26 protein-coding genes are annotated in these 26,202 nt (G+C 73.1%); 13 read left to right on the top strand and 13 right to left on the bottom strand.

The features are described 5' to 3' along the window. Positions 1-17 precede the first annotated feature (17 nt). From JFN87_RS14915 to JFN87_RS14890, 6 genes are all read left to right on the top strand, one after another. Positions 18-983 (top strand): aldo/keto reductase, encoded by a 966-nt coding sequence (locus JFN87_RS14915; RefSeq protein WP_307865453.1) that lies wholly within the window; start codon positions 18-20, stop codon positions 981-983. 4 nt (positions 984-987) lie between these two features. Continuing rightward, complete coding sequence (locus JFN87_RS14910) at positions 988-1,671, top strand: HAD family hydrolase (RefSeq protein ID WP_209340529.1); 684 nt, start codon at positions 988-990, stop codon at positions 1,669-1,671. Between the two features lie 3 nt (positions 1,672-1,674). Continuing rightward, on the top strand, positions 1,675-2,709 hold the full coding sequence (locus tag JFN87_RS33690) for a beta-ketoacyl-[acyl-carrier-protein] synthase family protein (protein ID WP_209340528.1): 1,035 nt from the start codon (positions 1,675-1,677) through the stop codon (positions 2,707-2,709). A gap of 98 nt (positions 2,710-2,807) precedes the next feature. Beyond that, positions 2,808-4,430 carry an MFS transporter gene (locus JFN87_RS14900; protein WP_209340527.1) on the top strand — a complete coding sequence of 541 codons (1,623 nt, stop codon included), beginning with the start codon at positions 2,808-2,810 and terminating at the stop codon, positions 4,428-4,430. Further along, positions 4,427-6,016 carry an FAD-dependent monooxygenase gene (locus JFN87_RS14895; RefSeq protein WP_209340526.1) on the top strand — a complete coding sequence of 530 codons (1,590 nt, stop codon included), beginning with the start codon at positions 4,427-4,429 and terminating at the stop codon, positions 6,014-6,016. The genes JFN87_RS14900 and JFN87_RS14895 overlap by 4 nt, the downstream gene beginning before the upstream one ends. Continuing rightward, positions 6,013-6,408, top strand: a complete 396-nt coding sequence (locus JFN87_RS14890) for a PPOX class F420-dependent oxidoreductase (RefSeq protein WP_209340525.1) — start codon at positions 6,013-6,015, stop codon at positions 6,406-6,408. The genes JFN87_RS14895 and JFN87_RS14890 overlap by 4 nt, the downstream gene beginning before the upstream one ends. Here the strand turns inward: JFN87_RS14890 and JFN87_RS14885 are convergent. Beyond that, positions 6,395-6,925: a cysteine hydrolase family protein gene (locus JFN87_RS14885; protein WP_209340524.1), complete on the bottom strand. Its 531-nt coding sequence runs from the start codon at positions 6,923-6,925 to the stop codon at positions 6,395-6,397. The genes JFN87_RS14890 and JFN87_RS14885 overlap by 14 nt on opposite strands. A 64-nt stretch (positions 6,926-6,989) precedes the next feature. Here JFN87_RS14885 and JFN87_RS14880 point away from each other — a divergent pair, with 64 nt between their 5' ends. From JFN87_RS14880 to JFN87_RS14865, 4 genes are all read left to right on the top strand, one after another. After that, complete coding sequence (locus tag JFN87_RS14880; protein ID WP_209340523.1) at positions 6,990-7,877, top strand: alpha/beta fold hydrolase; 888 nt, start codon at positions 6,990-6,992, stop codon at positions 7,875-7,877. Positions 7,878-8,020: 143 nt separating this feature from the next. Beyond that, entirely contained in the window at positions 8,021-8,194 is a 174-nt protein-coding gene (locus tag JFN87_RS14875) for a hypothetical protein (protein WP_209340522.1), read from the top strand. Positions 8,195-8,498: 304 nt separating this feature from the next. Continuing rightward, positions 8,499-11,732 (top strand): AfsR/SARP family transcriptional regulator, encoded by a 3,234-nt coding sequence (locus JFN87_RS14870; protein WP_209340521.1) that lies wholly within the window; start codon positions 8,499-8,501, stop codon positions 11,730-11,732. Positions 11,733-11,806: 74 nt separating this feature from the next. Then, positions 11,807-13,045 carry an MFS transporter gene (locus tag JFN87_RS14865; protein WP_209340520.1) on the top strand — a complete coding sequence of 413 codons (1,239 nt, stop codon included), beginning with the start codon at positions 11,807-11,809 and terminating at the stop codon, positions 13,043-13,045. A 34-nt stretch (positions 13,046-13,079) separates the two neighbouring features. Here the strand turns inward: JFN87_RS14865 and JFN87_RS14860 are convergent, their stop codons facing one another. The 10 genes from JFN87_RS14860 to JFN87_RS14815 all read right to left on the bottom strand — a co-directional run bounded on the left by JFN87_RS14860 (position 13,080) and on the right by JFN87_RS14815 (position 20,276). Then, complete coding sequence (locus JFN87_RS14860) at positions 13,080-13,739, bottom strand: response regulator (RefSeq protein ID WP_209340519.1); 660 nt, start codon at positions 13,737-13,739, stop codon at positions 13,080-13,082. Continuing rightward, on the bottom strand, positions 13,736-14,980 hold the full coding sequence (locus tag JFN87_RS14855; RefSeq protein WP_209340518.1) for a sensor histidine kinase: 1,245 nt from the start codon (positions 14,978-14,980) through the stop codon (positions 13,736-13,738). Before JFN87_RS14855 ends, JFN87_RS14860 begins: the two co-directional genes overlap by 4 nt. After that, entirely contained in the window at positions 14,977-15,813 is an 837-nt protein-coding gene (locus JFN87_RS14850) for a CPBP family intramembrane glutamic endopeptidase (RefSeq protein ID WP_209340517.1), read from the bottom strand. Before JFN87_RS14850 ends, JFN87_RS14855 begins: the two co-directional genes overlap by 4 nt. A gap of 135 nt (positions 15,814-15,948) precedes the next feature. Continuing rightward, entirely contained in the window at positions 15,949-17,802 is a 1,854-nt protein-coding gene (locus JFN87_RS14845; RefSeq protein WP_209340516.1) for a complex I subunit 5 family protein, read from the bottom strand. Beyond that, complete coding sequence (locus JFN87_RS14840) at positions 17,789-18,133, bottom strand: sodium:proton antiporter (protein WP_209340515.1); 345 nt, start codon at positions 18,131-18,133, stop codon at positions 17,789-17,791. The genes JFN87_RS14845 and JFN87_RS14840 overlap by 14 nt, the downstream gene beginning before the upstream one ends. Beyond that, complete coding sequence (locus JFN87_RS14835; RefSeq protein ID WP_209340514.1) at positions 18,130-18,888, bottom strand: MnhB domain-containing protein; 759 nt, start codon at positions 18,886-18,888, stop codon at positions 18,130-18,132. The genes JFN87_RS14840 and JFN87_RS14835 overlap by 4 nt, the downstream gene beginning before the upstream one ends. Further along, a complete protein-coding gene (locus tag JFN87_RS14830; protein WP_209340513.1) occupies positions 18,885-19,145 on the bottom strand; it encodes a Na(+)/H(+) antiporter subunit B in 261 nt (86 codons plus the stop codon). The genes JFN87_RS14835 and JFN87_RS14830 overlap by 4 nt, the downstream gene beginning before the upstream one ends. Further along, entirely contained in the window at positions 19,142-19,522 is a 381-nt protein-coding gene (locus tag JFN87_RS14825; RefSeq protein ID WP_209340512.1) for a monovalent cation/H(+) antiporter subunit G, read from the bottom strand. The genes JFN87_RS14830 and JFN87_RS14825 overlap by 4 nt, the downstream gene beginning before the upstream one ends. Beyond that, complete coding sequence (locus JFN87_RS14820) at positions 19,519-19,773, bottom strand: monovalent cation/H+ antiporter complex subunit F (protein WP_209340511.1); 255 nt, start codon at positions 19,771-19,773, stop codon at positions 19,519-19,521. The genes JFN87_RS14825 and JFN87_RS14820 overlap by 4 nt, the downstream gene beginning before the upstream one ends. Further along, entirely contained in the window at positions 19,770-20,276 is a 507-nt protein-coding gene (locus JFN87_RS14815; protein WP_209340510.1) for a hypothetical protein, read from the bottom strand. The genes JFN87_RS14820 and JFN87_RS14815 overlap by 4 nt, the downstream gene beginning before the upstream one ends. Before the next feature lie 204 nt (positions 20,277-20,480). Here JFN87_RS14815 and JFN87_RS14810 point away from each other — a divergent pair, with 204 nt between their 5' ends. Beyond that, positions 20,481-21,311, top strand: a complete 831-nt coding sequence (locus JFN87_RS14810; RefSeq protein ID WP_209340509.1) for an isocitrate lyase/PEP mutase family protein — start codon at positions 20,481-20,483, stop codon at positions 21,309-21,311. A 6-nt stretch (positions 21,312-21,317) separates the two neighbouring features. Here the strand turns inward: JFN87_RS14810 and JFN87_RS14805 are convergent, their stop codons facing one another. Both JFN87_RS14805 and JFN87_RS14800 read right to left on the bottom strand, forming a co-directional pair. Then, positions 21,318-22,061 (bottom strand): histidine phosphatase family protein, encoded by a 744-nt coding sequence (locus JFN87_RS14805; RefSeq protein ID WP_209340508.1) that lies wholly within the window; start codon positions 22,059-22,061, stop codon positions 21,318-21,320. Positions 22,062-22,071: 10 nt separating this feature from the next. Beyond that, positions 22,072-23,571 carry an FGGY-family carbohydrate kinase gene (locus JFN87_RS14800; RefSeq protein WP_209340507.1) on the bottom strand — a complete coding sequence of 500 codons (1,500 nt, stop codon included), beginning with the start codon at positions 23,569-23,571 and terminating at the stop codon, positions 22,072-22,074. 261 nt (positions 23,572-23,832) lie between these two features. Between JFN87_RS14800 and JFN87_RS14795 the strand changes: the two genes are divergently transcribed. Together JFN87_RS14795 and JFN87_RS34350 are read left to right on the top strand one after the other, a co-directional pair. Next, complete coding sequence (locus JFN87_RS14795; protein ID WP_209340506.1) at positions 23,833-24,858, top strand: 2-hydroxyacid dehydrogenase; 1,026 nt, start codon at positions 23,833-23,835, stop codon at positions 24,856-24,858. Between the two features lie 57 nt (positions 24,859-24,915). After that, positions 24,916-26,202, top strand: a 1,287-nt coding sequence (locus tag JFN87_RS34350) for an FGGY-family carbohydrate kinase (RefSeq protein WP_209340505.1), incomplete at its 3' end; no start/stop codon positions are given.

Here is a 26,202-nt window from a genome sequence, read left to right as displayed (position 1 = left end):
AAGAGGAGGCACAGAAGGTGCGCCTGAGAGAACTGGGCAACACAACACTCAAGACGGGCAGCGTCGGCCTCGGGTGCATGGGCATGAGCTGGCTCTACCAGGAGTCCGCACGCGACGACGCCCGTTCCGTCCGTGTCATCAACGAGGCGCTCGACCTCGGGGTGAACATGCTCGACACGGCGGACCTCTACGGCGGTGGCCACAACGAGTCGCTGGTGGGCAAGGCCATCGCGGGCAGGCGCGACGACGCGCTCGTCGCCACGAAGTTCGGCATCGTGCTTGAGGACCTCCAGGCGCGTTCGGCCCACCGCGACAACTCGCCCGGCTACCTGCGCTCGGCCGTCGAGGCCAGCCTGCGGCGGCTCGGCGTCGATGTCATCGACCTCTACTACGTCCACCGGATCGACCCAGCGGTGCCGCTCGCCGACACGTGGGGCGCGATGGCCGACCTCGTCGACCAGGGGAAGGTGCGCTACCTGGGCCTTTCGGAACCCACTGTCGGACAGGCGGCCGAGGCGCACAGCATCCACCCGGTGACCGCCGTCCAGTCCGAGCTCTCGCTCTGGACGCGCGACGCGCTCGAGGGCGGGCCCCACTCCATGGTGCGGTGGTGCGAGGACGTGGGGGCGAGCTTCGTCCCGTTCGCGCCCCTCGGCCGCGGATTCCTCACCGGCACCCTGCACTCCAGCCAGTTCGAGGAGACGGACTTCCGGGCCGCGAGCCCCCGTTTCCACCGTTCCGCGATGGAGGCCAACCAGCGGATCGTGGACGTGATCCGCGAGGTCGCCGACCGGCGGTCGGCCACCCCTGCCCAGGTCGCCATCGCCTGGACCCTGGCGCAGGGCGAGCGCGTCGTGCCCATCCCCGGCACGAAGGACCCCCGCTACCTGCGCGAGAACGTGGCCTCGGCCGATCTGGTGCTCACCGGCCAGGACCTGGCCGAACTCGACGCGCTGCCCGCCGCGCAGGGAAGCAGGTACTGACCGGATGGGCGCCGCACGCTTCGCGTTCTTCGACGTCGACGAGACACTCATCGACGTCAAGAGCATGTTCTCCTTCCTCGACTTCCACCTGGCCGACCCGGTCCGCTACCAGGAGGTCGTCGGCCGGCTCGCGGCCATGGCCGCTGACGGTGTGCCACGCGAGCGCACCAACCGGCTCTACTACCGCGCTTACGCGGGCATGTCGCAGGAATCAGTGGCCCGCAGTGGCCGCGAGTGGTTCGGCACCCACGCGGCCCGCCCCGGCTTCTTCCACGGCGAGGTCGTGGCGGAGCTGACCGGGCTGCGTGCGCGGGGCGCCGCGATCGTCCTGGTCTCCGGCTCGTTCCGGGCCTGCCTCGACCCCATCGCCGCGCACCTGGGCGCGAGCCACGTGCTGTGCACCGAGCCGGAGACCGCCGCGGGACGCTACACGGGACGCGTGCCCGGCGCCCCGATGATCGGGGAGCGCAAGGCGGCCGCCGCCCGCGCCCTGATGCGGCAGGCCGGTGCCCGGCCGCAGGACTGCTTCGCGTACGGGGACCACCCGTCGGACCTGCCGCTGCTGCGGAGCGTGGGCAGCGCGGGCGTGGTCGGTGACGCCCCCGAACTCGTCGAGAACGCCACTCGCTTCGGCTGGACCCGGCTGCGACAGGCCGTACCCGCCGAACCGATCCATGAGGGAGCTTGAGTCGTGAAACTCGGTAGGGGCCTTGGCATCAGGGCCGTAAGGAGCTGGCTGCCCGAGACCGTGGAGAGTGCCGCGGACGCCGTCGCGCGCGGCAGGACCAGCCCCGACGACGTGGCCGAGGTCGGTGTCACCCAGGTGCCGGTCGCGGACGACGTGTCGGCGCCGGACATGGCGGTGGAAGCAGCCCGGGCGGCGCTGGCGGCAGCGCAGTGGCACGGCCAGGATCTCGGGTTCACCGCGCACGCCTGGATCCATCACCAGGGCCACGACTTCTGGTCGCCCGCACACTACGTCGCCGACCGGGTGGGCGCGGTCCGGGGCGTCCCGCTCGGCATCCAGGTGATGTGCAACGGCGGCGGGACCGCTCTGGAGGCGGCGGCTGCCCGGTTGATGGCCGACGCGTCGGCCCGCACCGCGCTGGTCACCACGGCTGACCGCTTCCCCGACGAGGGCTTCGACCGCTGGGCGGGCGACTACGGCGTCTTCTACGGTGACGGGGCCACCGCCATGCTCCTGCACGAACGCGACGATGACGCAGACGAGTTCACGCTGCTCGGCATGGCGAGCGCCGCCGTGTCGTCCGCCGAGGGACTGCACCGCGGCCGTGACCCGTTCACGCCCGCGGCGCGCTGGATCAGTGGCCGGGTCGATGTCAGGCGCACGAAGAAGGCGTTCATCACCGACGCCGGCCTCGACGGCTTCTACCAGGGCGTGCACACCGCCCTGCGCTCCGTCGTGACCACCAGCCTCGCCGAGGCGGGGATCGCCCAGGACGACCCGCGCGTCAAGCTGCTCGCACTGCCCCGGGTGGGGCTCAAGGTGCGCCGCGAGACCTACCACCCGGCGCTCGAAGGCCTCACCAAGGCGGAGATCGTCGAACTCGGCACGCTCACCGGCCACCTGGGCGCCGGTGACACGCCGGCCAACCTCGCCGCGATCCGGGAGCGGGAACTGCTCGCTCCCGGCGAGATCGCCCTGGCGGTCTCGGCGGGCGGCGGCTTCGGCTTCACGTGCGTCGTCGTCGCACGGCCCGCCTGAGAAGCCGCCAGGCGCGGCGGCACGTACCCGCCCCGCCCGGCCCACCGCACACCAAGCCCCGTACCACCGCATCCCCCACATCGGAAGGAACACACCCCATGAGCACGGCCCCACCGGCCACCGGGCGCGGCAACCCGAACATCACCCTGATCGCGGTCTGCCTCGCCGTCCTGGTCCTGCCGGCCTCGCTGACCGGAGCCTCGGTCGCGCTTCCCGACATCAACGCGGACCTGCACGTCTCACTGGCCCCGTTGCAGTGGGTGGTCAACGCCTACAACCTCGCCTTCGCCTGCTTCATGCTGGTCTGCGGCTCCCTCTCGGACAAGCTGGGACGCCGTCGTGTGTTCGGCGTGGGCACCGCGCTCTTCGCCGCCGCGACCCTGGTCAGCGCGGTCACGTCGAACATCGCCGTGCTCGACGCGAGCCGCGCCGTGGCGGGCCTCGGCGCCGCCGCCGTCATGACCTCGGGCGCCGCGATCCTCGCGACCTCGTTCGAAGGCGCCGCGCAGGGACGGGCGTTCGCGATCCTCGGGTCGTCGGCCGGCGCCGGCCTCGCGCTGGGACCGCTGACCGGCGGGCTGCTGGTCAACGCGTTCGGCTGGCGTGCGGTGTTCCTCTCGCACCTGATCGTCTCGGTGCTCGTGCTGATCGCCGTCCCGCTGCTGCCCGAGTCCAGGAACCCCGCTGCGACCAGAGTCGACTGGGCGGGTGCGACCACCTTCACCCTCAGCCTCTTCTGCCTCATGCTCGCCGTGATGCGGGGCCCGCAGCAGGGCTGGACCAGCGCGGAGATTCTTCTGCTTCTCGTCGGTTCCGCCGTGCTCATGGCCCTCTTCGCCATCGTCGAACTCCGCCAGGAACAGCCGATGTTCCAGCTCTCCCTGTTGCGTCAGGGCCGGTTCATGGCGGTCTCGCTGATCCCCGTCGCGCTGTCGTTCGGCTTCGTGTGCCTGCTGGTGCTGCTCCCGACGTACTTCACCGGCGTGGTCGGCATGGGCACGAACTCCTCGGGCGCCACCATGATGCTGCTCACCCTGCCGGTGCTCGTCGTGCCGCTGATCGTGAGCAAGCTCGTCAAGCACGGGGTCTCCACCCGGCTGGTGCTGGGCCTGAGCCTCGTCGTCGCCGCCGTCGGCGCGGCCTGGCTCACCGTCGTGGACCGTGACGTCTCGGTGGGCGCGCTGGCCGGCCCGCTGCTCCTGCTGGGCATCGCGATGGGCATGACGGCCGGACTTGTGGACGGTGTGGCGATCACGTCCGTCGAGCCCGCGCAGGCGGGTGCGGCCGCGGGCATGTTCAACACCATGCGGCTCGCGGGTGAGGCGTTCGCCATCGCGGTGATGAGCGCGGTGCTGCTCAACTCGGCCAGTGGCAGGATCGCCGAAGGCCTGGCGTCGCTCCCCGGCGGGGCGGGCCGTGACGCACACCACCTGGCCGACCAGGCCATCAGCGGTGACGTGGCCGGAGCGGCCGCGGGCACCACGGGGGCCGCGCACTCAGGACTGCTGTCGCTGCTCACCGGAAGCTACACCGGCGCCCTGCACACCGTGCTGTGGACGGTGACCGCCATCTGCGCCGCGAGCGCCGTGCTGGTCTCCGTGATGCTGCGGGACCGCAAGGGCGCCCCCACCGCGGAACCGGCTGCGGACCAGGCGGACCAGGCCGGGCAGGCAGGCCAGGCCGGGCAGGCGGAGCTCGGCCACGAGGAGGCCGCCGTATGACCGGCGCGGCGGGCTCGCTGCCCGTGCTCGTCGTCGGCGCGGGCCCCGCGGGCCTCACCACGGCGACGGAGCTGCTCAGGCGCGGAGTGCCCGTCCGCTGCGTGGACAGGGCGCAGGGCCCGAGCACCCTGTCGAAGGCGCTGGGGCTCTGGCCGCGGACGCTGGAGCTGATCCGGCGCGTCGGCGGCGACGAACTCCTTTCCGTACGAGCCCTTCCCCAGTCCCAGATGCGGTACTACTCCGACGGCAAGGTCATCGCGAACCTGCGCTACCGGCCCGCGACGCGGCCGCTGATCTGCCCGCAGCCGGACGTCGAGGAAGTGCTGCGCACCAACCTCGCCTCGGTGGGCGGCGCGCCCGAGTGGCGCACGGAGCTCCTCGGATTCGACCAGCTCGCCGACCGGGTGCGTGCCACGCTCAGGGGCCCCGACGGCACGGAGTCCACGGAGGACTTCTCCCACCTGATCGGGGCCGACGGCGCGAGCAGCACGGTGCGCGACCGGCTCGGGGTCGACTTCACGGGCTCCACGTACGAACTGCGCTTCGTCGTCGCCGACGTGCTGGTCGACACGCGGCTCGACCACCGGATGACGCACTACTTCTGCTCGCCCCGCGGCATCCTGGTCGCCTGCGGCCTGCCGGACGGCCGGTGGCGGGTCTTCACCTCCGCGCCGCCCGGGCTCACGCAGGACGAGGCCGACCTGGCGGCCGTGCAGCGCCTGGTGGACGAGCGGGGCCCCGGCGGGATCGCCCTGCGCGAGCCGGACTGGATCAGTGTCTTCTCCGTGCACGCCAGGCACGCGGACACCACACGCGTCGGCCGGGTCTTCCTGATGGGGGACGCGGCGCACATCCACAGCCCGGCCGGCGGGCAGGGACTCAACACCTCGGTCACGGACGCGCACAACCTGGCCTGGAAGCTCGCCCTCGTCTGGCACGGCCGCAGCGGCGACCGGCTCCTCGACAGCTACGTGAGCGAGCGCGGCGACGTCGCGAAGTCGGTGGTGCGCCAGGCCGACGTGCAGACCCGGATCTGGCTGCTGCGCAAGGGCCACCAGGTGGCGCTGCGGGACAACGCGCTGCGGGTGGCCTCGGGCCTGCGCCTGTTCGACCTCGCCTACGTCCCCTGGCTCGCGGGACTGCGCACGAGGTACGCGGCCGAGCCGGGCGCCGGGCGCGGGCGCGCCGGTTTCGTCCCCGGCGCGCTGGTGCCCCTGCCGCTGCGGTCCGCGCTGGACGACCTGCGCCACACCCTGCTCGTCTCCGACCCTGACGCGGGTGCCCTGCGCTCGCTGGTCGGCTGGTGCGAGGCGGAGCTGGCCGAGGTCGTCGACGTCCGGGTGGTGTCGGGCCTCGGCAGGCGCGTCGCCGTGCTCGCCAGGCCGGACGGGCACGTGGACTGGACCGTCAAGGACGACGCGGCGGCGATGCGTGCCAGACTCACCGACCTCTTCAGGCCCCTGCTGCGCACCCGGCAGCAGGCGTCCGGGGAACGACCGCGCCGGCACGGCGACGACGGCGCACGGCAGGCGCCGTCACCCCACACCGAACACACCGATGAAGCCCGACAGGAAGTGCAGGCATGACAGACAGTCTCGTTCCGGAAAGCCATGCGGACCTGCTGGAGAGGCCGCTGTTCGGCCATCTGGCCACGATCCGCGAGGCGGGCGGGGTGCAGGTGAACCCCATGTGGTTCTCCTGGGACGGGGAGTTCGTGCGCTTCACGAACACCACGACCCGCTACAAGTACCGCAACGTGACGGCCGATCCGCGTGTCGCGGTGTCCGTCAACGACCCCGAGCAGCCGTACCGCTACCTGGAGATCCGGGGCGAGGTGGTACGCATCGACGAGGACCCGACCGGCGCCTTCTTCATGACGCTCGCGCAGCGGTACGGGATGCGGCTGGACGGGCCGCCGCCGGACGCGCCCGACCGGGTCGTCTACGTGGTGAAGCCGACGGCGGTCAGCTTCCAGTAACGCCTTCGGGCAGGACGTCCTGGGCCCGGCAGGTCCGGGCCCCGAGCCCGGCGAGGCCGTGCAGCGCCGCGTCGTGCTCGGCCTCGCTCACGCTCGCGGTGGCATCGGTGACGACGGTCACCTCGTAGCCGGACGCCACCGCGGCCGCGGCGGTCGCGGCGACCCCGTGGGCGGTCGACAGGCCGGCCAGGACGATCCCGGTGACCTGCCGTGCGCGCAACCGCTCGTCGAGGTCCGTGCCCTCGAAGGCGTCGAGGCCGTTCTTGGTGACGAGCAGGTCGCCGTCGCGCGGCGCGATGCCCGGCACCAGCAGGTTGGCCGGGGCCTGGGCGCCCCCGTCGGCGCCGTCGGCCCTGAGGTAGCGCACGAGGACCACGGGGGAGCCCGCCCGTTCGAAGCGGTCACGCAACCGCGCGCAGGAGTCCACCACTTCGCGACCGCCGGCCGGCTGCCACGGCATGTCGACGATCCACTGCTGCAGATCAATGAGAACGAGTGCCGTGTGTGCGCTGGTCATGGGTCCCTCGTGGCGAATGATCGGCGGACCGAAGCACCTTACCAGGACAGGGAATTACGGGGCTGTGGAGAGATACGTCGAGGCGGCGGACGGCGCACGCCTGTGGGTGGAGGCGTTCGGCAGGGCCTGCGATCCGGCCGTTCTCCTGGTGATGGGCGGCGGGGCGCAGGGGATCGTCTGGCCGGACGAGTTGTGCGTGCTGCTCGCCACGGCCGGCCACTACGTGGTGCGTTACGACCACCGTGACACCGGGCTGTCCGCGCGCTCCGCCGTCGGCTACGGCATGCCCGAACTCGCCGCCGATGCCGCCGCGGTCATCACGGGGCTCGGCCTGGCCGGGGCGCACGTGGTGGGCCAGTCGATGGGCGGGATGGTGGCGCAGCTGCTCGCCCTCGACCATCCGGGCCTTGTCCGTTCGCTGACCCTGCTGTCCAGCTCGCCGGATGCCAACGGCGACGCGTGCAGGCCCCCGGTCAGCGGGCTGCCGGGGCCGCGCGCCCCGATGCTCGACCATGTGGCACGGCTGCGTGCCGTTCCACCGTCGACCGCCGAGGAGGAGTGCGCGGCGGCGGTGGACGGCTGGCGGGTACTGCTCGGGCCGTCCGTACCGTTCGACCGGGCCTACTGGGAGGGCCTGGTCGCGCGGGCCAGGGAGCGTGACACCCGTCCTGACACGGCAGGGCGCCACACGGCGGCGCTCGACCGCATGCCGCCGCTCACCGAACGGATACGGTCCCTCGACGTCCTGGCGCTCGTCGTGCACGGAGAGGAGGACCCGGTGTTCCCCCTGGAGCACGGCACGGCGCTGCACCGCGCTCTGCCGCATTCGCGCCTGCGCCGGATCGCCGGAATGGGCCACCTCTTCCCGCCGCACTGGTCGCCGATCCTGGGGGAGCTCATCACCGACCATGTGCTGCGCGTGCGGCCGGGGAACGCGGGCGGATCGCAGTGAGTCCTACGAATGGAGCCGAGATGCGTCATGCACGCCGAATCCCCGCACATTCACGCGACAGGACGGGCAGGCCGGACAGGACGAACAGGACGGGCAGAACCTGTTCGGGACGCGCCGCGGCGCAAGGAAACGGGACATCCAATGTGGCGCACACCACACCCGAGGCAGCACCGGTTACGGACGCCGATGCGGAAGACGGGATTCAGGAAGTGTTCCTGCGCACAATTCGAAACGCGAGCAGAGCATTCCGTTTCGACGAGGTGTCCCTCGCCGCACCCTCCACCACGATACTCACGTGGTTCACCGGAACCGCCTGACGGCGGTTTCCGGATCCCCGCGGCCGCATTCCGCGAAGGCGCCGCGTGCGACACGGCTCACAGCTGGGCCCCGCGGGCTTTCGCGTGTGCTCGTCTATGCTGAACGCCCGGGAGTTGGGAACGGTCGGGATCAATTCCCTGGTACGGTCCTCGCGGGCCGCGGCGTGAACGACTGGGGGAGTCGGCAACTGTGACGTGGGCGAGAACGGGACCCGCAAAGGGCCCGGATACCAATGACTTCCGAATTCTGGGACCGCTCTTCATTTCCGTCGCCGGAAAAGAAATCGTCATCGACTCAGGCAAGTTGCGCGTTCTCGTGGTCGCGCTGCTGCTGCGGGCCGGAAGAGTGGTCGAGAACGAACGTCTTGCCGAATGGCTCTGGGGCGGCAAGCAGCCGGCGAATCCGCGCGCCACTCTCCACACCTATGTGAGGCGCCTGCGGGTACTTCTCGGCGACCACGACATCGTGGTGACGTCCCCGCACGGCTACCGCATCGACGTGGGCGAGGACGAACTCGACCTCGGCCGGTTCCGCCGGCTGGCACGCGCCGCGCACGACACCGCCGGTCTGGAGGAGAGAGCACGGCTGCTCGCCGAGTGCATGGACGCCTGGCGGGGTTCCCCTCTCGCGGACGTGCCCTCCGACGCGCTGCGCCAGGACGAACTCGCGCCCCTGGAGGACGAGCGGCTCACCGTGCTGGAGAGCTACTTCGAGACCGAACTAGGCCTGGGCCGGCACGCGCAGCTCGTGAAGGAACTGCGAACCGCCGCCATGGACAACCCGCTGCGGGAGAACTTCTGGGGCCTGCTGATGCTCGCCCTGTACCGGTCGGGGCGGCAGGCCGAGGCGCTGGCCGTCTACGGCCAGGCACGCCGCGAGCTGGTGGAGCAGCTCGGCATCGAACCCGGCGAGCGGCTGCGCGCCCTGCACTCCGGCATCCTCGAATCCGACCCGGGCCTCGCCAACCCCGACGGCTTCAGCGCCCAGGCCGGCCACAGCTTCACAGCGCCCGCCCAACTGCCGCCCCTCTCCCTCGGGTTCGTCGGCAGGAGCGACGTCGTGGCGCGCGTCGAAGCCCTGCTGCCGCCTGACCCCGCACGTACCGGCGTCCCGGTCGTCGTGCTCTCGGGACCGCCGGGCGTGGGCAAGACCGCCCTCGCGGTCTGCCTGGGCCGGCGGGTACGGGAGCGGTTCCCGCACGGGCAGCTGTACGTCAACATGCGCGGCCACGAACACGGCGGCGAGCAAACGCCGCTGACCCCGCAGCAGGTGCTGCCGCAGTTCCTGCGCAGCCTCGGGGTGCCCGCGGGACAGATCCCCGTCGAACTGACGGAACTGGTCAACCTCTACCGGTCGAAACTCGCCGGCAGGAACGTGCTCGTGGTGCTGGACAACGCCGCCGCCATCGAGCAGGTGCTGCCGCTGATCCCCGGCGACGCGGGCTGTTCCGTGCTGATCACCAGCCGCCGCAAGCTGCGCGGACTCGCCGTGAGCCACGGCGGGCAGGTGATCCAGCTCAGCACCCTCAGCCCCGCCGAGTCCCGCGAACTCGTCACCGAGATGCTGAGGCAGGCCGCGGTACCGGTCGAGCCCGACGTGGTGCGCGAGGTGACGGCCCTGTGCGCCTACCTGCCGCTCGCCCTGCGCATCGCCGCCGCCAACCTGATCAGCGCACCGGGCGGTCACACCGGCGCGTACCTGGAAAGGCTGCGGCAGGGGGACCGGCTCGCGGCGCTCTCCGTCGAGGGCGACACCGCGTCCGCCGTGTCCACGGCCATCGCCCTGTCGTACGACACGATGGCAATCGACGACCGCGCCGTCTTCCGGCTCTGCGGGCTGTTCCCCGGCTCCGACTTCTCACCCGAGGCGATCGCCGCGCTGACGGACATCAGCACCGCCCAGGCCAGGGCCGGCCTGGGCAGGCTCGAAGCGGCGAACCTCCTCCAGCAGCACGCGCCCGGCCGCTACCAGCTCCACGACCTGTTGCGTGACTACGCGCGCGAGCGTGCGCACGCCGAGCACACCGCGCCCGAACGCGCCGAGGCGCTGGAGCGCCTCGGCCAGTGGTACCTGGCGAAGACATGCGCAGCGGCCGACGTCCTCCACACCGAGTTCATCCGGCTCGCCCCGCCCGCCGGGGCACTGGCCCCCTCGGACGTGGACGGCTTCGCCGACGAGAGCCAGGCCATGGCATGGCTGCTCTCCGAACGGCGCAACCTGATGACCTGCGTACGGTTCTTTGCCACGGAGGCCACAGAGGGCCTGGAGGCTTCGGGGGGCATGGAGGCCGCGGAGGGGCCGCACTACCTCTCCTGGTACCTGGCCGACGCGCTGCGCGGGTTCTTCTGGACCGGCAAGTACCGCGGCGAGTGGGACGAGGCCACCCGGCACGGCCTGGCCGCCGCCGAGGCGCGGGGCGACCGGCACGGCATCGCCTCCATGCACCGCAGCCTGGCCAACCTGCACAACACGGTCGGCGACTACCGGCTGGCCATCGCCCACCAGGAGAAGAGCCTCGCCGTGCACGCCGAACTCGGCATGCGGGAGGACATGGCGGCCACCCTGAACAACATGAGCCTGGCCCACCTGAGTCTCGGCCAGGTGCACGCGGCGGACGACGCCGCGCGGCGCGCGCTGGAGATCGCGCGCCAGATCGGCTCGCCGCGCCTGGAGGCGTCCACACTGGGGCTGCTCGGCTCCATCTGCTGGACGCTCGGCGAGATGCGGGAGGCGACGGCGTTCATCACCGCGTCACTGGCCTCGGCCGACGAGCAGGGCCTGCACCACATCAGGTCGTACGGGCTGCGCAACCTGGGCCTCGTCCGTCAGGCGTCGGGCGAACTCGCCGGGTCGCGCGACTGCTTCACCAAAGCGCTCAAGGTGTCGGAGGCCATCGACTCCTCGTACGACCGGAGCATCTCGCTGTACGGCCTGGCGCTCGTCGACGAGGACCTGGGCCGCTGTGCGAGCGCGTTCGAGTCGGCCCAGCAGGCACTCGCCGCCTTCAAGGAGTGCGGCGACCGTACCTACGAGATCGAGACCCTGTGCGTTCTTTCGGCCATCAGCACGGGCCTCGGACAACCGCGGGAGGCCGCACGCTACGCCGGCATGGCGCTGGAGGGCGCGCGGGGGATCGGTTACACCGGCGGCGAGGCGTACGCGCTGGCGCTCACCGCCGTCGCCGACTGCTTCCTCGGGAACGAGGGCGCCGTCGACCGTGCCGAGGCGGCGATGGCCCTGGTCGACGCCGGCTCCAGCCGGGTGGCCCGCGGCAAGGTGCTACTCGCGCTCGGCCCGCTGTACCTGAGACTCGGCGACCCGGACCGTGCGAGGGAGTGCGCCGAGCGGGCTCTCGCCGTGTCGGAGCCCAGCGGCCAGCGGCTGAACGCGGCCAGGGCCAGGCAGGTGCTCGGGGACGTCGCGGAACTCACCGGGGACCACGCCGGGGCCCGGGCCCACCATGCCGCGGCTCACGCGGCGTTCGCCGAGGCCGGGGTCCCGCTGCCCGGCTCGTCCCCCTCGGGAGGAGCGTCGTGAACACCGCCGCCGCTGCCCTGCCCCGGCCGCTCCCACAGGGGCGTACGAGAGCCGCCCGCCTGAGGACCGTGGCCGTGGCGTCCATCGGCAACGCCATGGAGTGGTACGACTGGAGCTCCTACGTGGCGTTCGCCGCGCTGCTCGGCCCGCGCTTCTTCCCGGGCAAGAGCGCCGCCGTCTCGGTGCTCGGGGCGCTCGCGGTCTTCGCCGTCGGCTTCTTCTTCCGTCCGCTGGGCGGCGCGCTGATCGGCGCGTACAGCGACCGACGCGGCCGCGCCGCCGCCCTGCGGCTCTCGCTGCTGCTGATGGCGGGCGGCAGCCTGCTGATCGCCGTCGCGCCGACCTACGGGAGCGCCGGCGTCGCGGCGCCCGCGCTGCTCGTGCTGGCCAGGGCCGTGCAGGGCCTGTCGGCAGGCGGCGAGGTCACGGCGATGAGCACGTACGTGAACGAGATCGCGCCGCGTGGGCGCCGTGGGCTCTATTCGAGCGCCATCTACATCAGCACGACGCTCGGCACGCTCGCCGCCACCCTCCTCGCGCTGGCGCTGCGCTCCGCGCTGCCCTCAGGAGCGCTCGCCGACTGGGGCTGGCGCGCCCCCTTCGCGCTCGGCGCGCTGCTCGCCGTCTACGGCTGGTGCCTGCGGCGCCGGATGCGGGAGACGGACGCCTTCTCCGCCGCGGGCCCGCCGCAGCGCAACCCCGCCCTGCGCGTGCTGCGGCGGCATCCAGCGGCCACTGCCCGCGTCGTCGGCTTCACCCTGGGCACCACCGTCGTCTACTACACCTTCGCGTCCTACCTGCCGCTGTACGCACAGCACACCCACAACATCCCGGTTAACGCGGCCCTCTGGGCCTCCCTGGGCGCGCAACTGCTCTTCATGGCGGCGCTGCCCTTCTTCGGCGCGCTCTCCGACCGCTACGGCCGCAGGCCGCTGCTGATCACCTTCGGCGCCGGCTTCACGCTCCTGTCCCCGCTCTTCTTCACCCTGCTCACCGACTCCGCGGTCCGCCTCTTCGCGGTGATGGCCGCCGCCCTGCTGCTGTTCGCGTGCTGCGCCGCGTCCGCGCCGTCCGCCATGCTGGAGATGTTCCCGACCGGTGTGCGCTCCAGCGGCATCGGCCTGCCGTACTCGCTGACCGTCGCCGTCTTCGGCGGCACCGCGCCCTACCTGATCGAGTACCTCACCGCGCACGGGCACGCCGGCTGGTACCCGTGGTACGTGGTGGCGCTCTGCCTGGTCAGCACGGCGACGTTCTTCCTGTACCGGGAGACGAAGGACGTGGAACTGCGCCGGGTCGGCGAGGAGCCCTGAGTGGCGCCGTGACGGCCCGTCAGTTTCGCGCTTTTCAGGTCACCAGGCCGTTGCGGTACGCGTAGATGACCGCCTGGACCCGGTCGCGCAGGCCGAGTTTGGCGAGGATGCGGGAGACGAACGTCTTGACGGTCTCCTGGCTGATCATGAGCGTCGCGGCGATCTCGCTGTTGGACAGGCCGTCCGCGATGTGGCGCAGCACCTCCAGCTCGCGCGGCGTCAGCGGGCTGTCGTGCGCGCCGCCCTCCGCGGGACGGATACGGGCGGCGTAGCGGCCCACGAGCCGGCGCGTGACCTCGGGGTCGAGCAGCGCGGCGCCCGAGGCGACGGTGCGTATGCCGTGCAGGAGCTGCGCCGGCGGTGCGTCCTTGAGCAGGAAGCCGCAGGCGCCGGCGCGCAGCGCCTCGTACACGTACTCGTCCAGGTTGAACGTGGTCACCACGAGGATCTTGACGGGATTGCGTGCCCCGGCGCCTGCCAGCAGGCGGGTGGCCCCGATGCCGTCGAGCACCGGCATGCGGATGTCCATCACCACGACGTCTGGGCGCAGCTTCTCCGCGAGGTCGACGGCGGTCCTGCCGTCCCCGCACTCGCCCGCCACCTCCAGGTCGGGCTGCGCGTCGATGATCGTCACGAGTCCGGTGCGCACCAGCATCTGGTCGTCGCAGACCAGGACCCGGGTGGGCGCGGTCACGAGCCGCTCCGCGCGGGTATGCGCGCTCGTACGACGAAGCCGCCGCCCGTACCGCGGCCCGCGCTGAACTCGCCGCCCAGGACGTCGACCCGCTCCCGCAGGCCGGCCAGGCCGCGCCCGCTGCCGCCGGTGGGCGACGCCGCTCGCGGGACGTCGTGCGAGGCGGAGGCAGTCTGCGAGGCGGGGGCGTCCTGGGGCGCGGGGGCGTCCTGGGGCGCGGGCGGCGCGTCCGTCCCGACCTCCACGCTGATCTCCCCGTCGCCGTGGCGCACCCGAACCGAAGTGCGGCTGCCGTGAGCGTACTTGAGGGCGTTCGTCAAAGCCTCCTGCACGACCCGGTAGGCGACGAGGTCGGCGCTGCCGGTGGATTCGGGTGCGGTGCCCTCCTCGGTGAACTCCACCGGCTGGCCCGCCCTGCGCGTCTGCTCCACGAGGGTGAGCAGCCGGCCGGCTGCCGGCTCCCTGGCCTCGCCGGTGTCGCCGGGGCCGGGTGCGGGCGCGGGTGCCAGCAGGTCGAGCATGTGCCGCAGGTCGGTGATGGCCCGGCGGCCGGTGTCGCTGACGGCGGTCAGGGCCTGGTCGAGGCGGTCCGGTGCGGCGGTCAGGTACCGTGCCGCCTCGGCCTGCACGACCATCGCCGTGACGTGGTGGGTCACCACGTCGTGCAGTTCGTGGGCGATGCGGGCGCGTTCGGCGGCACGCGTGTCCTCCGCGACGCGGCGGCGGCGTTCCGCCTCGGCGGCCCGGGTGGCGCGCAGCCACACTCCGATGCCGCACGCGAGGACAAGCGCCAGGTAGAACGTCACGTACTCGTCCGGCGACTGGCCGGAGCCCAGCCGGGACAGCGCGAGCGCGAGTACCGCGTACGCGGCGGTGAACAGGGCCGCCGCGGCCCGCCGGTGCCGGCCGAGCGCGTACCCCGCGACGATCAGCGCGAGGGGCAGCGCGGTGCCGGCGGGCGAGTGGTAGCCGCGCAGCTGGTCGGCCGCGAAGCCGATCGACACAAGACCGAGCGCGGCGAAGGGCCAGCGGCGGCACACGGCGAGCGGCAGGCACTGCAGGGCGACCACCACGACGGCGGGCGCGTCGAAGGGGTGCGTCGGCACGCCGCCGAGCCGTGTGCCGTACGCGCGTGACGCGGGCAGGAGCGACGCCGCGAACAGCGCCACCGCGAAGGGGAGATACCACCCGGTGGCGGCGAAGCGGCGCCACGGCGCGGCCGGCCGCGGGGGATCGATCACGGGGCAACTGTAGCGGCGGCGCCCGCCGCTTCGGCCTTGCGGCGGAGCGGCACCAGACGGCCCCGCCGGTGGGCCAGCCACAGGAACGCCGCCATCACCAGCGCGCCGAACAGCACCGCGTAGACGCTCGCCTCGGGGCCGAACGCGCCGCCGGTCACGAGCGACGAACCCGACGTCGCGGAGTCCAGCAGCCCGTGCGTTGCGCCGTTGCCCGACACGTCGGTGCTGAAGATGCCCGACTCGGCGAAGTTCCAGCCGAAGTGGAGCCCGATCGGCACCCACAGGTTGCGGGTGGCGGCGTACGCGGCGGCCAGTGTGCCGCCCGCCTCGATGGCGATGGCGACGGCCCCCCACGCGGTGGCGTCCTGGTTCAGCAGGTGCGAGCAGCCGAACACCACACCGGTGGCCGTCAGCGCGATCCACGTGCCGAAGCGGCCCTCGACGATCCGGAACAGGACCCCGCGGAACAGCAGTTCCTCGGTCACGGCGGCGGCCGCCATGAAGCCGACGAGACCCACCGCACCCGTCACCGAGCCGAGGCCGTGCACGCGGTAGTCGCCGAGCAGGGCGATGTTGCCGATGACCGCCCCGAACCACACGACGCCGATCAGCACCCCCCGGCCGATCGCGGACGTCGCGCCCTCGCGGGCCACCTCGTCCACCGCGCGGTGCTCGGTGCGCCGCACCACCCACGCGTAGACGAGCACCGCCAACACCGCCGTCGCCATACCGATCACCAGTGTGAGCCACGGGTTGTCCTGCACGGCCGCGGCACACTGGCTGCCTGCCTCGGCGATCGCCGCAACGGCCAGGAGCTGCCAGACCAATCTCATAGAACACTCCTCACGAACCCGCGGCCGGAGCGCCGCGGCTGCCAGGAACGCTACGGATCGAGGAGGCCTGAATCGTCACCGCACAGTGGGCACTTGCACGTAGCTCGCACGGGGGACAAGAGCCGTGGGAGGCAGTCAGCGCAGGGTCAGCGTCCACACCGCGCCCAGCGCGGCCACCCCCGTCGCGAACCACAGCGTGTAGTCGCCCACCGCGCCGTCGTGCACACTCTTCAGCGCGGCGACCGGTACGAGGAGGACCCTGCGCACGACCCGGCCCAGCCGCTGCCACCACAGGGAGGCCGCCGCGAGCAGCACCGATCCGATGAGCGAGCCGGCCGCGCACGCCCACGCCGATCCCCCCGGCGCGTAGTGCCCGTGGCTGTGCGGCAGGGGCGGCAGGGGCGGCAGATGGCCGCTGAGGACGTACTCGGCCGTCCGGTGCGGTGTGGTGATGCCGTGTGCCACCGACGTGAACCAGTCGGCGACGCCGGGCACGAGGGACAGCACGTACCCGGCGATCACCAGCACGGTCGGCGGGGCGAGCATGATGATCCGGTGCCCGACGCGCTTCCAGTCGTCGTTCGGCTGGAACTCGGGCTCGCCCTCACGCGACTCGGTGGGTTCCCGGGTGATGGCCGGGTCCTCCCGCGGCCCCCAGCCGAGGAAGATACGGGCCGCGGCGCGCAGGAACACCGCCCCGGTCGCCGCCGCGCCGCAGGCCGCCACCGCCGTCAGCCACGGCCTGCCCGCCGCGTCGACGGCGAGGGCGGTACCGAGGAACGGGCCGAACGGCGGGACGAGCGCGAACCCGAGTCCGCACGCGGCGAGCAGGACGCCGGGCAGCACCCCGCCACGCCGCCGCCCCCTGCCGTGCAGCAGGAGTTCGTCGCCGCCGTCGAGCCACTGGATGATGGCGGCGATCAGCAGGAACAGCGCGGCCTTGAGCAGCCCGTCGACGACGACGAGCATCGTCGCGCCGCCCAGTCCGCGCGGTGTGAGCAGCGCGATGCCGGCGAGCACCAGGCCGCCGTTGGCGACGGTGGCGAAGGCGACCTGCCGTTTCAGCTCCGCTTCGAGCAGCGCCATGACCGCGCCGACGAGGATCGACGCGACGGCCAGGACCAGTAGCGCGTCACGCACCGCGTCGCGGTGCGCGGCGAGCGCGTCGGAGAACCCGTCCCAGTAGACCCGGGCGAACGTGTGGTACGCGAGGTCGCTCATGACGCCCGCGAACAGCGCGCCCACCGGGGCGGGTACGACGGTGTACGCGTCGGCCAGCCAGAAGTGGAACGGCACGGCGCCCGCCTTGACCAGCAGCCCGGCCGTGATGAGTGTGAAGGCGACGATCACGGGCCCGCCCGGCGGATGCCCGTGCAGGCTCTCGCCGATCTGCGCGAGGTTGAGCGCGCCGGTACGGCCGTAGACGAGCGCGATGCCCATCAGCAGGGTGAGTGTGCCGATCGTGTTGAGCACGGCGAACGTCAACGCGCCCTGCACGACGCCCGACTGGTGGATCTGATAGCCGCACAGCGCGTACGCCGCCACGCTCATCAGTTCCAGCCACACGAAGATGTTGAACAGGTCGCCGGAGAGCGAGAAGCCCACCATTCCGGCCAGCAGGGTGAGCACCAGCGTGTGGTAGAGGTGCCCGACCTCCTCGAAGTAGCGCCAGGAGAACACCAGGCTCGCCACGGCGATCACCCCGGACAGCGCGGCGAGCGACGCGCCGGCCGGTTCGACGACGAAGTCGATGCCGAGCGCGACGCCGCGCACCGGGTGCCAGCCGCCGAACCAGTAGACGATCGGCGTGTCCCGCGTCGCGACCACCAGGGCGACGGACATCACCGTGACGGCGACGGCCGCCGCGAGCGCCGCCAGGTCGGGCCCGCGCCGCGGGATCCACCGCGAGACGGCCGCGAGCAGCGCGGCCGTGATCAGGGGGACGGCGACGGTCAGCGGTACCAGCGTGCTCGCGTCAGCCACGGACACGCGCCAGTTCGTCGGGGTCGAGCGTGCCGCCGCGCCTGCGGCTCTGCTGCGCGAGCGCGAGCATCAGCGCGAGCGCGACGACGCTGACCACCACGTCCGTCAGGGTGAGCGCCTGCACCACCGGGTCGGCCATGGGCTTGCCCGGCTGCGCCCCCTTCGTGATGGGCGCCTGCCCGCCGCTCACCGCGCCCAGGGCGATGAGCGCCACGTACGTGCCTGACTGCATCACCGTCAGGCAGACGGCCGCGTGGATGTAGTTGCGGCTGCTCACCACGCCGTACAGGCCGGCGAGGAAGAGCACGCCCGCCACCACGTAGGGATAGACGCTCATCGTTCCTCCTGGCGCGGCGACGGGTTCGGGACGGTCTGGATGTACTCCTCCAGGAACTCGTGGAAGATCAGGACGCCCGCGGCGGCCACCTCAAGGCCCGTGGCCCAGTTGAGCAGGGCGATCGTGCCCCCGGACAGCAGCGATCCGACGGTGCCCGACGGGAGGAACCCGGCGAGGAACGCCTGCCCGGCCGCGAGCGCGGCGAGCCCGGTCGCGATGTAGGCCGCGGCGCCGCTGCCCTCGGCCGCGTCGACGAGAGGGGTGGGGGTGAGGCCGCGGTGCAGGCGGTAGCTGCCGGCGATCCAGAGGAACAGCGCGGCGCCCGAGCAGATCAGGCCGCCCTGGAAGCCGCCGCCCGGGGTGAGGTAGCCGTAGGAGACCGTCCAGATCCCCAGCAGCAGCACGACCGGGACGAGGAAGGCACCCGCGTGCCGTACGGCGGCGCTCGCCGCCTTGTCGCGCGGCCGCTCGCCGGTGTCCTCGCGTCCCCTCCGCAGCAGCAGCGCGGTGCCCATCACGCTGGTGAACAGGATCAGCTCCTCGCCGAGTGTGTCCCAGCCGCGGTAGTCGAAGACGATGGCCGACGGGATGTTGGTGACGTGCCGCTGCCCGACCTCGTGCTTCAGCAGGTACGCCGCGTAGGCGTGCGGCGGCGAGCCGAAGGACGGCAGGCCCACCAGACCCCACATCAGCACGCCCGCGAGCACGGCCGCCACCGGGACGAACAGCAGCAGGCGCAGGCGGCGGCGGCTCACTCGCGCTCCCGCTCGTCGGCGCCGCGCCCGCGGGTGCGGTAGATGGTCGCGAGGAGCAGCATCGGATAGGCCACGTTCGACACCACCGCCATGGAGATGGCGACGTCGGGCGCCTCGAACACGGTGAACAGCACCACGAGCGACAGGCCGAACATGCCGTTGACCATCACCTGCCGCAGCGTGTCGCGGCAGGCGACGACGGCGACGCCGAGCAGCGCGACGAACGTCAGCACGACGATCTGCACCACGTCGATCATCCGCCGCCCTCCTCGGGTGCGGCCGGAGCCGGTTTCGGTTCCGGCGGGCGTGAACCGCCGTCAGGCTTGTGGCCCGTCGGGCCGAGGTCGCCGTGGAGCAGGTTGCGCGCCGCTCGCCCGGTCGCGTGCGTGAGCACGGGCCCGAGCAGGACGAGGAAGGCCAGGGCGACCAGCGACTGCACCGTTCCCGAGGGCGACGAGAAGCCGGTCAGTGCGACGGACACACCGATCAGCACAGGACCCACGGTGGTCCCCGCGCCCGCGAAGTGCAGGCGGTCGAAGACGTCCCGCATCCACACCACGCCCAGGCAGCACACCAGTTGGGCCAGCACACCGGCGGCGAGCGTCACGTCCGCCGCGACACGCACCGCACTCACGGCGCACGGTCCACGAACCGGGCGCACAGCAGACCGCTGACCCAGCTCAGGACGGCTGTGATCAGCGCGACGCCCGTCGCCGACGAGCTCTGCGTGCCGACCGCCACGCAGATGAGGACGAGCGTCGTCATCACCCCCGCGAGTTCCAGGGCGACGAGCCCGTCGATGGCACGCGCCCGCACGCCGACCCACACCAGTGGCGCGAGGCCCGCGAGCAGAGCGACCGCCGCGATCAGGTACTCGTTCTTCATGCCGGCTCCTCCGATGCCCGCAGCGGACGCAGGTCGTGCAGCAGCACCCGGCCGGCGTCCCGGTCGATGTCGACCACGTAGGCGTTGGGTGAGTAACCGGAGACCAGAGTGACCCATGCGACGGCCGCGGGGCCGGTAGCCGCACCGGCAGCCCGCATATCCACATCCCTGTGCACGAAGCGGCCCACAGGGCCGCGCCGCCCCGTGGCGATGCTCCGCGCCAGCACCGCCGTGATGACGCCGAAGTCCACCACCGTCTGCCACGCCGCACTCGGCACGCAGGTCAGCCACCGCGCCCGGAACCTGACGGCCGGCAGACCCCGCGCGACCACCACCCGTCCCGCGGCCGTCGCGACCGCGGCCGCCGCGGCACCCCACCCGGCCACCGGCCAGCCGGCCTCGCCGCTGAACGCGAACCACACCAGGTACAGCACGCACCACCACGCCACGACGCCGGCCGCGCGGCGGGCGGCCGGCCGCTGGGAGGAGGCGGCGGGCTTCACCCTTCATCCCCAGGCATCGTCATGGTGCAGCCTGGTACCCGCATTCGGCCGCCGCACGCCTGCCGCTACCCGAATGGGCGCAGGTGCCGAATGCGGCCCGGCGCACGTCCTCGCCGCGTAGTCTTCCCGTGACATCGGCGCCTTCGACACGACGGGCACGACCACGAGCACGATTACAGGCTCGGCTACGACCACGGGGAAGACATGCCATCTGACACGCACCCGGCCGCCTCACGGGAAAAGGCCCTGCGGCTGCGCGCCCTGACCGAGGAGGGCGTCCTCGTCCTGCCCAACGCCTGGGACGCGGCGAGCGCCGCCGTGATCGCCGAGGCCGGCGCGCGGGCCATCGCCACCACAAGTGGCGGCGTGGCGTGGTCCCTCGGGCGCGGCGACGGAGAACACGCCGACCTGGAGCTGATGGCAGGCGCCGCCGCGCGGATCGCCGCCGCCGTCGACGTGCCCGTCACCGTCGACGCCGAGAGCGGGTACGGCGACATCGCGGAAGCGGTACGCCACTTCGTCGCGGCGGGCGCCGTCGGCGTCAACCTGGAGGACTCGGGCGCGCCCGGCGGAGGGCTCTACTCCGCCGGGCAGCAGGCCGCGCGCATCCGCACGGCGCGCGAGGCCGCCACCGCAGCGGGCCTGCCCGAACTCGTCATCAACGCCAGGACGGACATCTACCTGCGCGGCGTCGGCGCGCCCGAGGGGCGCCTCGACGACGCGTTGGCGCGCACCGCCGCGTACGCCGAGGCCGGCGCCGACGGCATCTTCGTGCCCGGGCTGCTGGACCTCGACGCGCTGCGCGCGCTCGCGGAGGGCCCGCTTCCGGTGAACGTCATGGCGGGCCCGGGCGCCCCCGCCGTCGCCGAGCTCGCCGCCGCCGGGGTCCGCCGCGTCAGCGTCGGCACGGGCGCCGCCCAGGCCGCCTACACCGCGGCCCGCGCGGCCGCCGTCGCGCTGCTCACGGACGGCACGTACGGGCCGCTGGAGGGGGCGCTTGACTACTCGACGCTCAACGCGCTGTTCACGAAGTAGCGCCGATCACGGCGAAGACGGCTGCTCCGTCGGCACGTTGCTCGGTACGTTGTTCGGCACGTTGTACGACATGAGCGACGCCTGCCGCTGCCCGCCCGGCCGCATCCGCAGCTCCGTCACGGCGCCGTTCCTCAGACCGGGCAGGACACGGCGGTAGTCGTCCAGCGGGATCGAGAGCAGGTGGCAGAGCACCAGGCGGTACAGGGTGTTGTGGGCAACGACGAGCACCCTGCCCCCTCGGTGCGCCTCCGCGACGCGCCACAGCGCATCCGCGCCCCGCGCGGCGGCGGCGACGGGGTCGTCGCCGCCGGGCAGCGGCCTGGTGGCCGGGGCGCGCACGAACTCCGCGACCGCGTCCGGGTCCCGCGCCTCCACCTCGGCCAGCGTCCGGCCCTCCGCGATGCCGAAGTCGAGCTCGCACAGGCCCGGTTCGAGTGTCTCGGGCAGGCCGGTCGTGCGCAGCGACGGGGCCGCCGTGCGGCGCGCGCGGGAGAGCGGGGACGCCACGATCGCGTCGAGCCGCGCTGATGCGGCCCAGCGGCCGAGCGCCTCGGCCTGCTCCTCGCCGCGTGCGGTGAGGGCGATGTCGCTGCTGCCGGTGTAACGGTTCTCGGCGTGCCACACTGTCTCGCCGTGCCGGGCGAGGAAGAGTGTCGTCGTTTCGCGGGGCTTCGTTTCGCGGGGCTTCGTTGCGCCGGGCTTCGTTGCGCCGGGCTTCGTTGCGCCGGGTTTCGTCTCGTCGGGCGTCATCGGGGCACCGTCATCCTTCCTCGCGTGCGTACCGTGCCGTCTCCTCGGGCAGCCAGCCGCGCCGCGCCAACTCGTCGACCAGGGCCACGAACACACCGTCGAAGCGTTCCTTCACGGCATCCCGCGGTGCGACCTCCTCCGCGACGCGGACCATGGACCGCAGTGTGTCCCGCGGGACGCCCGCGCCCCGTGCGGCGAGTACGGCCATGCCCAGCGCCGAACCGGCCCCTTCCGGCACGGTCGCGGGCCTGCCGAGCACGTCGGCCCGCAGCTGGTTCCAGTACGCGCTGCGCGTGGCCCCGCCCGTGAAGGCGACCGGCCCCTCGACGCGTGCGCCCAACTGGCGTACGTAGGCGAGGCAGAGCCGCTCCACCAGCGCCACGCCCTGGAGCAGCGACGCGTACCGGTCGGCGTCGTCCGCCGGTGTGCCGAGCGTGAACAGCTCGGCGTCCGGGGCGAGGAACGGGAACCTCTCGCCGCGCGAGACCAGCGGGTAGGTGATCGCGCCTGCCGGCTCGCGGGCCGCCGCCGCGCGGTCGAGTGCGGGCAGGTCGGCGCCGGGGAACGCCGTCGTCAGCACGCCCGCACCGGCGCTCGACGCGCCGCCGGGCAGCCAGGTGGAGTCGGGGGAGAGGTGGTTGTAGAGAACGCCCGCCGGGTCGTGCAGTGGCTCGGCGGTGACGCCCTTGATGACGAGCGTCGTGCCGAGCACGGAGTTCCAGCGGCCCACCTCCCAGGCTCCGGAGCCGAGTTGGGCCGCGCAGCCGTCGGTCATCCCGGCGATCACCCGGGTGGAAGGCGACAGGCCCGTCTCCTTGGCGGCCGCCGCGCCGACCGTGCCGAGCACGTTGCCGGGCAGCACGACATCGGGGAACGTGAGGCCGCCGAGGCCCAGCGCGTCCAGCACGTCCACCGGCCAGGCGCGCCGGCGCGTGTCGTAGCCGGACTTGAGCGCGTGGCTGGAATCCGTCGCGACCGGCCGCCCCACGAGGCGGGAGGTGACGAAGTCCGCCTGGTGGCACACGCGCGCCCCGGCCTGCGCGCCTGTCTGCGGGCCGCTGCCGCTGCCGCTGTCGCCGTCTTCGGTGAGCCAGACCAGTTTGGCGAGTGCCCAGCTCGGCTGGATGCGCTGGCCAAGCTCCCGCCACAGCTCCTCGCCGGCCTCCTGCGCGCGGCGCGACTCCTGGACCGCACGCCCGTCGTCGTACATCAGCGCGGGCGACACGGGCTCGCCCTTGGCGTCCGTCAGCAGCACCGTTCCCGACGTGCCGCACACGGCGAGCGCGTCGACGGGCGCGGCCAGGCCGCGGACGGCCTGGCGCACCGCGTCGACGGTGGCCGACCACCAGTCGGCGGGGAGTTGTTCGTGCCGCTTGCCGTCGCGCGTGCCCGTCAGGGGCGCGGAGCCCTGGCCCCGTACGCGCCCGCCGGACGCGACCGCGAGCGCGCGCACGCTCTGCGTGCCCAGGTCGATGCCCAGCCATACGCCGTCGTCGTCAGCCGTTGCCACGGTCCCACCTGCTCCCACGTCTTCGGGCCACGTCGTCGGGCCGCCCGGCCCCGGCCCGTGGCCCCGGCCCCGGCCCGTGGCCCCGGGTCCGGCCCCTGGCCCCGGGCCCGGCCCCGTACGGAATGACCTCACCTTATGTTCCGGTACGCGATTGGTTCCGCCCGGGCGCGCCGGGAGCCCCGACCGCGCGTGCGGCGGCCGTAGTCTCTGATGCGTCCGCGCCGCAGCCCGCAGTCCCGACCGTCAGGGAGGCCCCGTCCGATGCGAATCCTCGCCGCCGGCGACCACTTCGTCGCCCCCGACCTCTTCGCCCGGGAGCTCGCCGCCGTCCTCGGCGAGGACCACGGCCACACGGTGGCCCCGCTGACACTGCCCTGGCCGCTCACCCCCTTCGGTCCCGTCTCGGAGGTCGACGAGGCGTCGGGCGACGAGGACACGATGATCGACGCGCTCGGCGATGCCGAGGTGTGCCTCACGCAGATGGGGCCCGTCACCGCGAAGGTCCTCGCGTCGGCGCCCTCGCTGCGGCTGGTCGTGGTCGGGCGCGGCGGGCCCGTCAACGTCAATCTGGAGGCGGCCGAGGAGCACGGCGTGCGCGTCTGCAACACGCCCGGCCGCAACGCCGCCGCCACCGCCGAGTACACGGTGGCGATGATGCTCGCCGCGATGCGCCGCGTCCCCGAGACGTCGGCCGCTCTCGCGTCCGGGCGCTGGGCGGGTGAGTTCTACACGTACGAGAACTGCGGCCCCGGGCTCGACGGCGCGACCGTCGGGCTCGTCGGCTGCGGCGCGGTCGGCAGCCGGGTCGCCAGGGCCCTGACGGCCTTCGGCGCGCGCGTCCTCGTGTACGACCCGTACGCGGACGCCGCCACCCTGCGCGACACCGGCGCGAGCGCCGTGTCCACCCTGGACGAACTGCTGCGCGCGAGCGACGTCGTCTCGCTGCACGCCCGACTCACGGCGGAGACCCGCGGGCTGCTCGGCGCGCGGGAGCTGGCGCTGCTGCCCGACGGCGCCGTCGTCGTCAACTGCGCGCGGGGCGCCCTGCTCGACGAGGACGCCCTGTGCGACGGTCTTGAGTCGGGGCGGCTCGCCGGCGCGGCGCTCGACGTGTTCGCCGTCGAACCGCCGCCCGCGGACAGCCGGCTGCGCACGGCGCCGCGGCTGGTCATGACACCCCATCTGGCGGGCGCCAACACGGCGGTCGCGCACAACGCGGCGCGGATCGCGGCCGCCGAGGTGGGCCGGTACCTGCGTGGTGAGCCGCTGGCCCACCGCGTCGTCTGAGTCGTCTGAGTCGTTTGGGTCGTTTGGGTCGTTTGGGTCGTCTGAGAGGAGCACGCGGTGTTCGTCGGACTTGACATGGGAACGTCCGTCGCCAAGGCGGTGGCCTTCGCGGAGGACGGCACGGCGCTGCGCGTCGAGTCGGTGCCGGTGTCGCTCGGCGGCAGCGGCGACCGCGTCGAGCAGGACGTCGACGAGGTCGTACGCGCCGCGGTGCGCGTGATCGACGCCGTCGCGGGCGGCAGTGCTGACGCGGGCTCTGACGGCGGCCCGCCCGCGCTCGTGGCGATGACCGGGCAGGGCGACGGCCTCTGGCTGGTCGACGCCGACGGGCACCCCGTGCGGCCCGCGCTGTCGTGGATGGACGGCAGGGCGGGCGACCTCGTCGCCGGCTGGATGGCGGACGGCACGGCGCTGCGGCTATTCCGGCACACCGGCAACGTGCTGTTCCCCGGCTCCCCCGGCGCGCTGCTCGCCTGGCTCGACCGCAACGAGCCCGCGACGCTCGACGCCGCCACGACGGCCGCGTGCTGCAAGGACGTCCTCCACCTGCGGCTGACCGGCGAACGCTGCACCGACCTGTCCGACGCCTCGGTGCCGTTCCTCGACCCGACCACCCGCACGTACTCGCCGCAGGTACTCGAAGCGCTCGGCATCGAACACCGCGAAGGACTGCTGCCGCCGGTCTCCACGACGGTCCCCTTCGGGCGGGCGCGCGGCGACGTCGACGGCACCGGCCTGCCGGAGGGCACGCCCGTCAGCTCGGGCCCCTACGACCTGCCGGCGTGCGCGCTCGGCGCCGGCATCACCGAGCCGGGCGACGGGCTGCTCATCATCGGCACGACGCTGGCCTGCGAGGTCGTCGCCGAGCGCGTGGTGCGCGACGGCGACCCCGTCGGCTTTCACCTGGCCACCGACCGCGCCGACCGCAACCTGCGCGCCCTGCCCGCGATGACGGGAACGGTCGCGCTCGACTGGGTGCTGAACATGACCGGGTCACGGCACGAGCACGTGTCGGGGATGCTGGACGAGACGCCGCGCGGTGCGCGGGGCGTCGCGGCGCTGCCGTACCTGTCGCCTTCGGGCGAGCGCGTGCCGTTCGTGGACCCGCGCGCCCGCGCCGAGTTCACCGGCCTCGACCTGCGGGCCTCGCGCGCGGAGCTCGTGCGGGCCATGTGCGAGGCGATCGCGTTCGCGGCCCGCCACTGCCTCGAAGCGGCGGGCCTGACGGGCGAACTCGGCGTGTGCGGCGGCGGCGCGCGCAGCCTGCCGTGGCTGCGGGTGTTCGCGGACGTGCTCGGCCGCCCGCTCAAGGTCGCCCGCGGCCCGGAGCCGGGCGCGCGCGGC

The organism is Streptomyces montanisoli (genome assembly GCF_017813245.1).
GTDB lineage: Bacteria > Actinomycetota > Actinomycetes > Streptomycetales > Streptomycetaceae > Streptomyces > Streptomyces montanisoli.
Note: the sequence above shows the minus strand (reverse complement) of the source record. Positions and strands in the feature narration are given on the sequence as shown.

What these genes read in the sequence shown, in the direction of transcription:
- JFN87_RS14810 (WP_209340509.1), top strand. Translation starts at nt 20,481, where the DNA reads ATGCCATCTGACACGCACCCGGCCGCCTCACGGGAAAAGGCCCTGCGG.
- JFN87_RS14840 (WP_209340515.1), bottom strand. Translation starts at nt 18,133, where the DNA reads ATGAGCGTCTATCCCTACGTGGTGGCGGGCGTGCTCTTCCTCGCCGGC.
- JFN87_RS14795 (WP_209340506.1), top strand. Translation starts at nt 23,833, where the DNA reads ATGCGAATCCTCGCCGCCGGCGACCACTTCGTCGCCCCCGACCTCTTC.
- JFN87_RS14830 (WP_209340513.1), bottom strand. Translation starts at nt 19,145, where the DNA reads ATGATCGACGTGGTGCAGATCGTCGTGCTGACGTTCGTCGCGCTGCTC.
- JFN87_RS14895 (WP_209340526.1), top strand. Translation starts at nt 4,427, where the DNA reads ATGACCGGCGCGGCGGGCTCGCTGCCCGTGCTCGTCGTCGGCGCGGGC.
- JFN87_RS14885 (WP_209340524.1), bottom strand. Translation starts at nt 6,925, where the DNA reads ATGACCAGCGCACACACGGCACTCGTTCTCATTGATCTGCAGCAGTGG.
- JFN87_RS14805 (WP_209340508.1), bottom strand. Translation starts at nt 22,061, where the DNA reads ATGACGCCCGACGAGACGAAACCCGGCGCAACGAAGCCCGGCGCAACG.
- JFN87_RS14910 (WP_209340529.1), top strand. Translation starts at nt 988, where the DNA reads ATGGGCGCCGCACGCTTCGCGTTCTTCGACGTCGACGAGACACTCATC.
- JFN87_RS14890 (WP_209340525.1), top strand. Translation starts at nt 6,013, where the DNA reads ATGACAGACAGTCTCGTTCCGGAAAGCCATGCGGACCTGCTGGAGAGG.
- JFN87_RS14850 (WP_209340517.1), bottom strand. Translation starts at nt 15,813, where the DNA reads ATGAGATTGGTCTGGCAGCTCCTGGCCGTTGCGGCGATCGCCGAGGCA.
- JFN87_RS14820 (WP_209340511.1), bottom strand. Translation starts at nt 19,773, where the DNA reads ATGAAGAACGAGTACCTGATCGCGGCGGTCGCTCTGCTCGCGGGCCTC.
- JFN87_RS14900 (WP_209340527.1), top strand. Translation starts at nt 2,808, where the DNA reads ATGAGCACGGCCCCACCGGCCACCGGGCGCGGCAACCCGAACATCACC.